The following is an 11,511-nucleotide window of genomic DNA, read 5'->3' as shown; positions in this document are numbered from 1 at the left end:
AGTAGTGGCCTCTCGGGCCCCACCCGGCACCGCAGTATTTGTCGCGTCACCTTGGCGCGTGCCCCCCCCCCCCCCCCCCGGCCCCGGGGGGGGGGGGGGGGGGGGGGGGGCCCCCGGCCCCCCCCCCCCCCGACTCGATTCAACGCCCGTGCGGGTCGGTCCGGTTCAAGACCGCGACCACCTGGTCGTAGTCGCCGCGTGCCTCGCCATAGCGCAGGAACTTCACGCGCTCGACCTGGATCTCGGTCGCCTCGGGCTGTGATTCGATCAGGGCGGTGACCTCGTCGATGAACTCGTCGAGCGGCATCGCCGCCTCGTTGACCTCGTGACCGGGCATGAGAGCCGTGCGCACGGCGGGCGGTTCGAGTTCCAGCACCGAGACGGTCGTCTCCGCGAGCTGCAGCCGCAGCGACTCGCTGAGCATGTGGATCGCCGCCTTACTGGCGTTGTAGCTGGGCGTGACGCGCAGGTGAGCGAAAGCGAGGCCAGAGGACACGGTCATGATCGTGGCATCCGGCATCGTCTGCAGGTGCTCGACGAAGGCGGCGATGAGGCGGATCGGACCGAGCACATTCGTGGTGATCGTGTTCTCAGCGCTCTCCAGGAATCCTGCGGGTGCCGTCCAATCCTCGGCGCGCATGACGCCCGCCATCGCGACGAGCACGTTCAGCGTCGGATGCTCCGCGAGCACGGACCGCGCGGCCGAGGCGATGCTCGCGGGATCCGTGGTGTCGATCTGCACGGTGTGGAGACCGGGGTTCTCGGCGGCGATCGTCTGGAGAAGCTCGGCTCGGCGCCCGCCGACGATCACGGTGTTGCCGCGATCGTGCAGGCTCAGGGCGAGCGCCAGACCGATGCCGCTCGTCGCACCCGGAATGAAGATGGTGTTTCCGCTGATGTTCATGCTCTCAGCCTGATCCCACCGTGCCGATGGCTCCAGAGAGCGCCGATCCAGGGACGGGGAATCCCTGGATCGGATTCCGCGAGCGGGAGATACTTCTCGGGTGGATCGTGACGCGCTGGCCGACTTCCTCCTCCGACGCCGGGAGGCCCTGACCTCCGCCGACGTCGGGCTCAGCGAGGGGGCGCGCCGTCGCGCCGTCGGTCTGCGGCGCGAAGAGGTCGCGCAGCTCGCGACCATGTCGACCGACTACTACACGCGCCTCGAACAGCGGCGGGGACCGCAGCCGAGCCTGCAGATCCTGGCGGCGCTCGCCCGGGCCCTGCGTCTCAGCGAGGATGAGCGCGACTATCTGTATCGGCTGTGCGGCTACAGCGCCCCGGACCGTGCACAGGTCACGGACTACGTGCGCCCCGGCATCCTGCGCGTGCTGGATCGTCTGCACGACACCCCGGCGTTCGTCGTCTCGGTTCTCGATGAGGTGCTGGTGCAGAACGATGCGGCGCGCGCGCTGCTCGGCGATTCGAGCGCTCTCACCGGGCTCGACCGCAGCGGCATCTATCGCTGGTTCGCCCACCCCGACACCGAGCGTCGTCGGTACCGCGAGATCGACCACGCCCGTCAGAGTCGTGCGCTGGTCGCTTCCCTGCGCGCCGCGCACGGTGTCATGGGCGCACGGTCACGGGCGGGCGAGATCGTCAAGGAGCTGAGCACGCGCAACCCCGAGTTCCTCACCCTCTGGGACGACCATGAGGTGGGGCGCCGTTTCGAGCAGCACAAGACGATGGTGCACCCCGAACTCGGCGAGATCGAGGTCGACTGCCAGGCACTCTTCACCGAAGACGAGTCTCAGGCGCTCATCGTGCTCACCGCCACCCCGGGCAGCGAGGCCGCGAGCAAGCTCGAATTCTTGCGGGTGCTGGGAACGCAACGGGTCTGAGCGGGGCTCAGGACTCCTCGTGGCGCGAGGGATCAGCATCGAACAGCCGACCGTCCGGGCGTCCGAGCCCGGTGATCGCCAACACCTCGGCCTCATCGAGCGCGACCTCGGCGGAGGCGAGGTTCGCGACCTGGTGCTCGAGCGATGACGCCTTCGGGATCGAGACGACTCCGCGAGCGACGTGCCACGCGAGAACCGTCTGGGCGGGGGAGATGCCGTGCGAAGCGGCGACCTCGCGGATCACGTCTTCGTCGAGCAGTTCCTTCGCACGGCCGAGCGGGCTCCATGCCTCGGTGAGGATGCCGTGCTCGCGGTGGTACGCGATCTGCTCCTCCTGCGGGAAGTAGGGGTGCACCTCGATCTGGTTGACGACCGGACGCACGCCCGTCTCGCGCTCGATGCGCTCGAGGTGCTCGGGAAGGAAGTTCGAGACTCCGATCTGCCGCACGACGCCGCGCTGCTGCGCATCGACCAGCGCCGCCCACGCCTGCACGTATTCGTCCTGGCCGGGGTTCGGCCAGTGGATGAGGTGCAGATCGGTGATGTCGAGGCCGAGTCGCGACCGGCTCTCCTCGATACTCGTGCGGGCCTTCGCCGACGGGTGGTGGCGGCCCGGGAGCTTGGTCGTGACGATGATCTGCGCGCGATCGACGTCGGATGCGGCCACGCCGCGGCCCACCGAACCCTCGTTCTCGTAGTTGAACGCGGTGTCGACCAGTCGGTATCCCGCTCCCAGCGCCCCGGTGACGGCGTCCGCACCCGCATCGCCGTTGAGCGCGTAGGTTCCCAGACCGATCGCCGGCAGGGCGAATCCGTTGTGGGCGGTGAACGTGGGGATGGTGGGGTGGGTGCTCACGGTGCTCCTTCGTGGTCGGTTGTTCGAGCGTACGCTGGGGGCATGACACGAGCGGCCCACATGGCGTCAGATGACATCGATGCGGACGACTCGGATCGCTGTCCCTGCTCGTCGGGTGACGTCTTCGGCGCGTGCTGCGGACCTCTGCTGCGGGGAGTCGCGGCTGCACCGACAGCCGAACGCCTGATGCGATCCCGCTACTCGGCGTTCGTGCTGGAGCGGGCGGATTACCTGCGTGCGACCTGGCATCCGTCGAACCGCCCGGCGGACGTCGACTTCGAAGACGATCTGCGCTGGCGCCGTCTGGTCGTGCTCGGGCATGAGGCGGGCGGACCGTTCGACACCACCGGGATCGTCGAGTTCGAAGCGCACTGGCGGCAGGGTGAGCACCGGGGCTCATTGCACGAGCGCAGCAGGTTCGTGCGCGAGGACCGGACATGGTTCTACGTCGACGGCGACGTGCAGTAACGCCACGTCCGACGCAGACGATAGATTTGAGAGCGTGAACGCCAGCCCCGAACATCAGCGCATCCTGCTCGACATCGCCGACCTGGACCGGCGCATCGCGCAGGCGGATCGCGCCCGAACCCATCCTTCGCAGGCGGCTCGCATCACCGAGCTCGTCGCCATCCGCCAAGAGCAGCTGCGCGAGCTCACCGCCTTCACCGGCACGCGCGACGACGTGCGCACCGAATTGACGCGTCTCGAGTCCGACGTCGCGCTGGTCGAGAAGCGGCGCGCACGCGACGTGGAGCGTCTCGCCGTCGCGACGAACCCGAAAGACGCGCAGGCCCTCGAGCACGAGATCGCCAGCCTCACCCAGCGCCAGAGCAACCTCGAAGACGCGGAGCTCGACGTCATGGGCCGTCTCGAAGAGGCCGATGCCGCCGTCGCGGCGCAGCAGGCGCTGATCGACATCACCACGTCCGAGGGATCGACGCTCAGCGCGCAGGGCAAGGCGGATGTCGCCGCGGCTGCGGAGCTGGGTGTGCAGCTCGCCCGGGACCGGGCGGCCGTCGCCGAGAACGTTCCCGCACCGCTGCTCGCCGAATACACGCAGCGCTCGGCGAACAGCGCCGGTGCCGCGCTGATCAGCCGGGGCACGTGCGAGGGCTGCCGCATGGTCCTGCCCGGCACAGACCTCAATGACATCCGCCGCGCTGCGGACGATACCGTCGTCTTCTGTCCCGAGTGCGGATGCATCCTGGTGCGCACGGAGGAATCCGGGCTGTGACACTCGCGGCGCTCCCTCGACGATGAGCGCGAGCGCTTCCGCGGAACGACGCGTCGCCCTCATCGCCCACGACGATGAGACCTACACGGCGGTCGAGATCGATGCGCTCGGAGAGGAACGCTCGCGCGTTCGACACGACGCGAGCGACCTCCTCGCCTGGGTGTCCCAGGTGGAGCAGGATGCTGCGCCGCGCTGGATCCTCCGCAGTACACGCGACCTCTATCCGATGCTGCTCGCCGCGGGCATCCGGCTCTCTCGCACCCATGACCTCCTCCTGTGCCACGCCATCCTTCGTGACACGGCGAGCGTCCCGCATCCGCTCGCACCCTCGCACACCTGGGTGCGGCGCGAGGCCGTCGAGAGCGCCCCGGCGCTGTTCGACCTGGTCGACGCCGACGCTCCGGGTGATGCGGTCGCCGAGGTGCTCGATCAGTACCGTGACCAGCGTCGTGTGATCGATGCCGCCGCAGACGGCCGGCTCGCGCTGCTGTGCGCCGCGGAATCCGCCGGCGGACTCGTGGCGGAGGAGATGCGAGCCGCCGGGGTGCCGTGGGACGAGTCGGTCCATGATGGGCTCCTGACCGAGACGCTGGGAGCGCGTCCTCTCGGCGGCGGGCTGCCGAGCCGGATGGTCGAGCTCGGAGATCGGGTGCGGAGTCTCCTCGATGCGCCGACCCTGCACCTCGACAGCCAACCGAAGCTCCTCCGGGCACTGCATCGAGCGGGAGTGCACGTCGAGTCGACGAGCCGGCGGGAACTCGCGGAGCACGATCATCCGGTGGTCGAGCCCCTGCTCGCGTACAAGAAGCTCTCCCGTCTGCTCAGCGCCAACGGGTGGGTCTGGTTGGCGGAATGGGTGCAGAACGGACGGTTCCGGCCGGTGTACATCCCCGGTGGGGTGGTGACCGGACGCTGGGCATCGTCCGGCGGTGGCGCCCTGCAACTGCCCCGGAGCCTCCGTCCCGCCGTTCGGGCCGACCCCGGGTGGGTGCTGGTCGTCGCCGACGTGGCGCAGCTCGAGCCCCGGATGCTCGCTGCCATGGCAGCCGACGAGGCCATGGCGCGTGCGGCTCGCGGCACGGATCTGTATGCCGGTGTCGTCGATTCCGGCGCGGTGGCGACCCGCGAAGAGGCGAAGTACGCCGTGCTCGGTGCGATGTACGGGGCGACCACGGGCGACAGCGGTCGACTGGTGCCGCGTTTGAGGAAGGTCTATCCGAAGGCGATGGCTCTCGTCGATGCGGCAGCTCGCACCGGCGAGGACGGAGGGGTCGTCTCGACGTGGCTCGGCCGCTCCTCCCCGCGACCGTCCTCGGAGTGGGCGTCGCTCCAGTCGGCTGCGACGGCCGCGGACACCGATGCAGCGGTCGTCGCTTTGGCGCGTCGCCGGTCACGTGACTGGGGGCGGTTCACGCGGAACTTCATCGTGCAGGGAACCGCCGCGGAATGGTCGCTGATCTGGCTCGCCGAGATCCGGCATCGTCTGCAGCAGCTGGATGCCGCGCAACAGCCCGCGCCCGCATCCGGTCCCTTCGCCTCGGCGGCGCACCTCGCGTTCTTCCTGCACGACGAGGTGATCCTGCACGTCCCCGCAGAACAGGCGGATGCCGCAGCCGACGCCGTGCGCGAAGCGGCGGCCGTCGCCACGACGCGCCTCTTCGGGACCTTCCCGATCGACGTGCCCCTCGACCTGCGCATCACGCAGTCGGCTGAGAAGTAGTCGGCGCGGAAGATACCGGGGCCGAGCGGGCGATGGCGGTCGACACGTAGACTGAGCACGCGAATGGGTCGACTGGACGGTCGCGTGGCGGGCAACCGCACCGAGGAACGTCCGGGCTCCACAGGGCAGGGCGGTGGGTAACACCCACCCGGAGCAATCCGCGAGACAGTGCCACAGAGAGTAGACCGCCCCCGGTCCGCCGGGGGTAAGGGTGAAAGGGTGGTGTAAGAGACCACCGGGGGACATGGTGACATGTCCCGCCAGGTAAACCTCGCCCGGAGCAAGGTCAGACAGAGGATGTTGACGCGGCTCGCCGAGTCCTCGGGTAGACCGCTGGAGCGGCACGGCAACGTGTCGCCGAGAGAGATGGCCGTCGAAGGGGCGAAGAACCCCGGAACAGAACCCGGCGTACAGGTCGGCCCATTCGCCTCGACGTGGAGAAGGCCCGGTGACCATGTGGTCACCGGGCCTTCTTCTCGAATGGTCGCGAAGTGTCAGTCGCCGGCGAGCGAGGCTGCGCCGATGATCCCCGAGTTGTTGCGGTGGATGGCCGGAACGATCGGGGTCTTGAGGTCGAGGAGGGGCAGGAAGTCGCCCGCGTTCTTCGACACTCCGCCGCCGACCACGAACAGGTCGGGGCTGAAGAGGAATTCGATGTGCGAGTAGAAGGCCTGGAGGCGCTCGGCCCACTCGGCCCACGTCAATCCGTCGCGTTCGCGAGCCGATGTCGCCGCCCACTGCTCGACGGACTCGTACTCGCGGAAATTCAGGTGACCGAGTTCGGTGTTGGGGAGCAGGACGCCGTCGTAGAGGAACGCGGATCCGATACCCGTTCCGAGCGTGGTGAGCAGGGTGAAACCGCGCACATCCCGAGCAGCACCGTGGCGTGCCTCGGCGACGCCCGCAGCATCCGCATCGTTGACGAAGACGATGTTGCGACCGAGGCCGTCACGGAAGAAGCGCTCGGCGTCGAAGTCGACCCATTCCTTCGAGACGTTCGCCGCCGACAACGTCTTGCCGCGCTTCACGATGGCGGGGAAGGCGACGCCCAGCGGCATCGTCGACGAGTCGACATCGAGAGTTTTCAGGACCGTCTGCACGGCCGTGAGCACGTCATCGGGGGATGCGCCCTCCGGGGTGGGCACGCGTACCCTGTCGGACGCCATGATCCCGTGCTCGAGGTCGACGATTCCTGCCTTGATGCCCGTGCCGCCGATATCGACACCGATCGCTTTTGCCATGTCGCTTAGCTTAGCCACAGCCGCTCACGCCGATAGGATCGTGACATCAGGCGACGAAGGGACGGCCATGACCGACGGTGATGAGCAGTACTGGTACAACCTCGAGACGAAGCAGGTCGAGTTCGGCATGATCTCGCCGTCCAGCGATCGCGTCGGCCCGTTCGACACGGCGGACGAGGCGGCCCGTGCCCCCGAGAAGATGCGCGAGCGCTCGAACGCGTGGGCAGAGGAAGAAGCGGCCGAGTCCGGCTGGGACGCACGAAAGGGCCAGGGCACCGAATAGTCATGGACAAGCAGAGAGACTTCGTCCTCCGGACGATCGAGGAGCGTGGCGTCAAGTTCGTCCGCCTGTGGTTCACGGATGTCATCGGCACCCTCAAGTCGGTCGCGATCGCGCCGGCCGAGGTCGAAGGGGCATTCGCCGAGGGCATCGGCTTCGACGGCTCCGCGATCGAGGGGCTCACGCGCAGCTACGAGTCCGACCTCCTCGCGCAGCCCGATCCGACGACGTTCCAGACTCTGCCGTGGCGTGGTGAGATCGACCCCACCGCCCGCATGTTCTGTGATCTGACGACCCCCGACGGCCAGCCGGCCGTCGCCGATCCGCGTCACGTGCTCAAGCGCACGCTGGCCAAGGCTGCGGATGCCGGGTTCACGTTCTACACGCACCCCGAGATCGAGTTCTACCTACTCAAGTCCTCGTCGTACGGTCCGGAAGGCCCCGTACCGGTCGACTCCGCCGGATACTTCGACAACGTCCCGGGCGGCACGGCGCACGACTTCCGCCGCCGGTCGGTGCGGATGCTCGAAGATCTCGGCATCTCGGTCGAGTTCAGCCACCACGAGGGCGGCCCCGGTCAGAACGAGATCGATCTGCGATACGCCGACGCCCTGACCACCGCCGACAACGTGATGACCTTCCGCACCGTCATCAAGGAGGTGGCGATCGAACAGGGCGTCTACGCGACGTTCATGCCGAAGCCTCTCAGCGGCCACCCGGGCAGCGGCATGCACACGCACATGTCCCTGTTCGAGGGCGACCAGAACGCATTCTACGAAGAGGGCGCGAAATATCAGCTCTCCAAGACGGGCCGTCACTTCATCGCGGGGCTTCTGCGCCACGCGAACGAGATCTCTGCGGTGACCAATCAGTTCGTCAACTCGTACAAGCGTCTCTGGGGCGGCGACGAGGCTCCGAGCTTCGTGACCTGGGGTCACAACAACCGCTCGGCACTCGTGCGCGTGCCCATGTACAAGCCGAACAAGGGTCAGTCCTCGCGCGTCGAGTACCGTGCGCTGGATTCGGCGGCCAACCCGTACCTCGCGTACGCGCTGATGCTCGCCGCCGGCCTGAAGGGCATCGAAGAGGAGTACGAGCTGCCCCCGGAGGCGGAGGACAACGTGTGGTCGCTCAGCGATGCCGAGCGCCGCGCGCTGGGCTACGCCTCGCTGCCCGCCAGCCTCGACCACGCTCTCGAGTACATGGAGCAGTCCGAGCTCGTCGCCGAGACTCTCGGCGAGCAGGTCTTCAACTACGTCTTGCTCAACAAGCGCAAGGAGTGGGAGGCGTACCGCGGTCAAGTCACGCCCCTCGAGCTGAAGAACAATCTCGAGCTTCTCTGAGGCGCGCGTATGGCCCGTCCGGACGACTCCGTCTCGCTCTCCGCTCTGGCCCGGCTGGGTTTCGACGATCTCGGTGAGGCGGCCGCCTGCCTCACCGAGCTCGCGGATCTCCTCGGTCGTGAACGTTCCGCGGTGCTCACAGGTGCCGACGCCGCCGACCCCGATGCGGCCGTGCGCGGAATGCTGCGGGTCGCCCGTCGCGATCCGGCGCCGCTCGCGGCTCTCCTCGATGGGGGAGAAGCCCAGCGTCGAGCATGGCGCGTGTTCGGGGCATCCGAAGGGCTGGCCGACTTCTTCCTGAGGCATCCGGAGCAGCTCTCCGTGCTCGCGGAGCCGTCGGACACGCTTCCGACGGCCGATGACCTGCGTGCGCGTCTGCTCGATGCGGTGGACGCGGTCGACGGATTCGCCGGCGCCGGCGATGATGCGGCGCTGGTGGCTGTTCGGGTCGCCTATCGCCGCAACCTGGCGGCGATCGTCGCCTTCGATGTGATGCATGACGCTCCCGTCGAGGTTCTCGCCGACGTCGCCGCCGCACTGGCGGATGCCGCCGGCGCCGCCCTCGAGGCGTCGTTGGCCGTCGCACGGAGCCGGCTTCGCGATTCGATACCGGAACGCGAGATCGCGGCGGTGCGCTTCGCGATCATCGGGATGGGAAAAGCGGGAGCGCGCGAACTCAACTACGTGAGCGACGTCGATGTGATCTTCGTCGGCGGCACGGCCGATGAAGAGATGGTGAGCGAGGCGCGGGCTATCGACATCGCGACCAGACTCGCCCGCGAGACGATGCGCGGTCTCGACGGGATCGAGGTGGAACCGCCCCTGTGGGAGGTCGATGCCGCCCTGCGCCCCGAAGGCAAGCAGGGCGCTCTGGTGCGGTCGCTGGCCTCTCATCTCGCGTACTACGACCGCTGGGCGAAGAGCTGGGAGTTCCAGGCTCTGCTGAAGGCGCGGCCACTGGCCGGAGATGCGGAACTCGGCGCCGAGTACATCGCGGCCGTACAGCCGAAGATCTGGTCGAGCGCCGCACGGGAGAACTTCGTCGACAGCGTGCAGCGCATGCGTGAGCGCGTGAAGGAGCACATCGACCCCGAGGATGCGCCGTATCAGCTCAAGCTCGGCGAGGGCGGCCTGCGCGACATCGAGTTCACCGTGCAGCTCCTGCAGCTCGTCCACGGACTCACCGATGCCTCGCTCCGCACGCGGGGAACGCTCGAGAGCCTCGATGCCCTCGTCGAAGGCGGCTACATCGGTCGCACCGAGGCATCCACCTTCGCCGACGACTACCGCGTGCTGCGGTTGATGGAGCACCGCCTGCAGTTGCGCGAGCTCAGCCGCACGCACCTCATGCCCCGCACGCCGGGAGGCCTGCGGGTGCTGGCGAGGAGCACAGGACTCGCGGAGAGTGGCGACGGCATCTGGGCCCGCTGGGAGAGCGTGCGCCGCGAAGTGCGGGAGATCCATACTCGACTGTTCTACCGGCCGCTCCTCAGCGCGGTGGCTGCGCTCCCCGAAGGGGAACGTTCTCTGTCGACGGCGCAGGCGCACGATCGACTCGCCGCGATCGGCTTCCGGGATCCGGCAGGAGCCCTGCGCCATATCGGGGCGTTGACGAGCGGCCTCAGCCGCAAGGCGACCATTCAACGCCACCTCATGCCGGTGATGGTGCGCTGGTTCGCGGACGGCAGCGATCCCGACTACGGGCTGATCGCTTTCCGGCGCATCAGCGAGCGACTCGGCAACACCCACTGGTTCCTCCGCATGCTGCGAGACTCGTCGGGCGCGGCAGAGAGCCTGACGCGTCTTCTGTCGTCGTCGCGGTACATCGGCGAACTCATGGAGTGGATCCCGGAGTCCGTCGCCTGGCTCGACAGCACCGAACTGCTGAGACCGCGTGGCGGTGCCGCCCTCTACGAAGAGGCGCGGGCGATCCAGACCCGCCACGATACGATCGGCGACGCGCTCCGAGCCGTCCGGGCCCTTCGGCGCCGCGAGCTTCTGCGCACGGCTATGGGCGGTGTGCTCGACGTCCTGACGATCGAAGACGTGGCGACGGCGCTCACCGACATCACCGAAGCGACGATCCAGGCGGCGCTGCGTGCCGTGCAGCGCGAGGTCGTTCCCCCGGAGGACGACGCGCTGGACTTCGCCGTGATCGCGATGGGGCGGTTCGGTGGAGCGGAACTCGGATTCGGCTCCGACGCCGACATCCTCTACGTGTACGACGCGAACGGCGTCGATCCCGGGCGGGCCCAGGCACTGGCGACCAAGATCGTCGCCGGACTGCGCGAGCACGTCACCGACCATCGGCTTCCTCTCGACCTCGACGCGGGCCTGCGACCCGAAGGGCGCAACGGACCGGTCGTCCGGTCGATCGAGGCGTATGCGGAGTACTACCGGCGGTGGTCGCTGTCGTGGGAGGCTCAGGCGCTGCTCCGTGCGCGCGGTGTGGCAGGCAGCGCGAAGCTCATCGCCCGATTCACCGAACTCGCCGACACGATCCGCTATCCGTCGGCCGTCGATCTGCAGGGCACCCGCGAGATCAAGCGCATCAAGGCTCGGGTCGAGGGAGAGCGGCTGCCGCAGGGCGCCGACCCGCGGCGCCACCTCAAGCTCGGTCCCGGCACGCTCAGCGACGTGGAGTGGCTCGTCCAGCTCATTCAGCTCCAGCATGCCCACGCGGTGCCCGGTCTGCGCACGACATCGACACTGGGAGCGCTGGCGGCGGCCGTGGAGGCGGGGCTGATCCCGGAGGAGGCCGCCGAGCGTCTGCGCGAGGCATGGCTGCTGGCGAGCCGGCTGCGCTCGGCGATCACGATCCTCACCGGCCGAACGAGTGACGTACTCCCCGCCGACCGCCGTGAGCTCGACGCGATCGCGCGGATTCTGGGCTATCCGGATCGATCCGCGACGGAGCTCGAAGAGGAGTACCTCGGTGTGACCCGCCGTGCGCGCAAGGCGTTCGAGCAGGAGTTCTACGGCTGAAAGGGTGTCGA

10 protein-coding genes and 1 other RNA gene are annotated in these 11,511 nt (G+C 68.4%); 8 read left to right on the top strand and 3 right to left on the bottom strand.

Annotated features, from left to right (window positions below):
- Window positions 1-139 precede the first annotated feature (139 nt).
- Window positions 140-904, bottom strand: a complete 765-nt coding sequence (locus ACIOSY_RS11540) for an SDR family oxidoreductase (protein WP_400853292.1) — start codon at window positions 902-904, stop codon at window positions 140-142.
- Between the two features lie 100 nt (window positions 905-1,004).
- Here ACIOSY_RS11540 and ACIOSY_RS11535 point away from each other — a divergent pair, with 100 nt between their 5' ends.
- Window positions 1,005-1,841 carry a helix-turn-helix transcriptional regulator gene (locus tag ACIOSY_RS11535; RefSeq protein ID WP_400853290.1) on the top strand — a complete coding sequence of 279 codons (837 nt, stop codon included), beginning with the start codon at window positions 1,005-1,007 and terminating at the stop codon, window positions 1,839-1,841.
- Between the two features lie 7 nt (window positions 1,842-1,848).
- Here ACIOSY_RS11535 and ACIOSY_RS11530 read toward each other — a convergent pair whose 3' ends face one another.
- Entirely contained in the window at window positions 1,849-2,697 is an 849-nt protein-coding gene (locus ACIOSY_RS11530) for an aldo/keto reductase (protein WP_400853288.1), read from the bottom strand.
- A 42-nt stretch (window positions 2,698-2,739) separates the two neighbouring features.
- Between ACIOSY_RS11530 and ACIOSY_RS11525 the strand changes: the two genes are divergently transcribed.
- The 4 genes from ACIOSY_RS11525 to rnpB all read left to right on the top strand — a co-directional run bounded on the left by ACIOSY_RS11525 (window position 2,740) and on the right by rnpB (window position 6,078).
- Window positions 2,740-3,165 (top strand): YchJ family protein, encoded by a 426-nt coding sequence (locus ACIOSY_RS11525; protein ID WP_400853286.1) that lies wholly within the window; start codon window positions 2,740-2,742, stop codon window positions 3,163-3,165.
- A gap of 34 nt (window positions 3,166-3,199) precedes the next feature.
- On the top strand, window positions 3,200-3,931 hold the full coding sequence (locus ACIOSY_RS11520) for a zinc ribbon domain-containing protein (RefSeq protein WP_400853284.1): 732 nt from the start codon (window positions 3,200-3,202) through the stop codon (window positions 3,929-3,931).
- A 22-nt stretch (window positions 3,932-3,953) separates the two neighbouring features.
- The gene (locus ACIOSY_RS11515; protein ID WP_400853282.1) at window positions 3,954-5,651 is read left to right on the top strand and encodes a bifunctional 3'-5' exonuclease/DNA polymerase; all 1,698 of its coding nucleotides are present in this window, start codon (window positions 3,954-3,956) and stop codon (window positions 5,649-5,651) included.
- Between the two features lie 64 nt (window positions 5,652-5,715).
- An RNA gene (gene rnpB / locus ACIOSY_RS11510) (RNase P RNA component class A) lies at window positions 5,716-6,078 on the top strand.
- Between the two features lie 67 nt (window positions 6,079-6,145).
- Here the strand turns inward: rnpB and ppgK are convergent.
- On the bottom strand, window positions 6,146-6,892 hold the full coding sequence (gene ppgK, locus ACIOSY_RS11505; RefSeq protein WP_400853280.1) for a polyphosphate--glucose phosphotransferase: 747 nt from the start codon (window positions 6,890-6,892) through the stop codon (window positions 6,146-6,148).
- 67 nt (window positions 6,893-6,959) lie between these two features.
- Here ppgK and ACIOSY_RS11500 point away from each other — a divergent pair, with 67 nt between their 5' ends.
- From ACIOSY_RS11500 to ACIOSY_RS11490, 3 genes are read left to right on the top strand one after another with little or no spacing between them, the layout of a single operon-like run.
- Window positions 6,960-7,175: an SPOR domain-containing protein gene (locus ACIOSY_RS11500; protein ID WP_400853278.1), complete on the top strand. Its 216-nt coding sequence runs from the start codon at window positions 6,960-6,962 to the stop codon at window positions 7,173-7,175.
- 2 nt (window positions 7,176-7,177) lie between these two features.
- Entirely contained in the window at window positions 7,178-8,515 is a 1,338-nt protein-coding gene (locus ACIOSY_RS11495; RefSeq protein WP_400853276.1) for a glutamine synthetase family protein, read from the top strand.
- Between the two features lie 9 nt (window positions 8,516-8,524).
- Complete coding sequence (locus ACIOSY_RS11490; protein WP_400853274.1) at window positions 8,525-11,500, top strand: bifunctional [glutamine synthetase] adenylyltransferase/[glutamine synthetase]-adenylyl-L-tyrosine phosphorylase; 2,976 nt, start codon at window positions 8,525-8,527, stop codon at window positions 11,498-11,500.
- The last annotated feature ends 11 nt before the right edge of the window (window positions 11,501-11,511 follow it).

Source organism: Microbacterium sp. NPDC087665 (assembly GCF_044743285.1).
Classification (GTDB): Bacteria; Actinomycetota; Actinomycetes; order Actinomycetales; family Microbacteriaceae; genus Microbacterium.
This window is presented reverse-complemented; position numbering and strand designations above follow the sequence as displayed.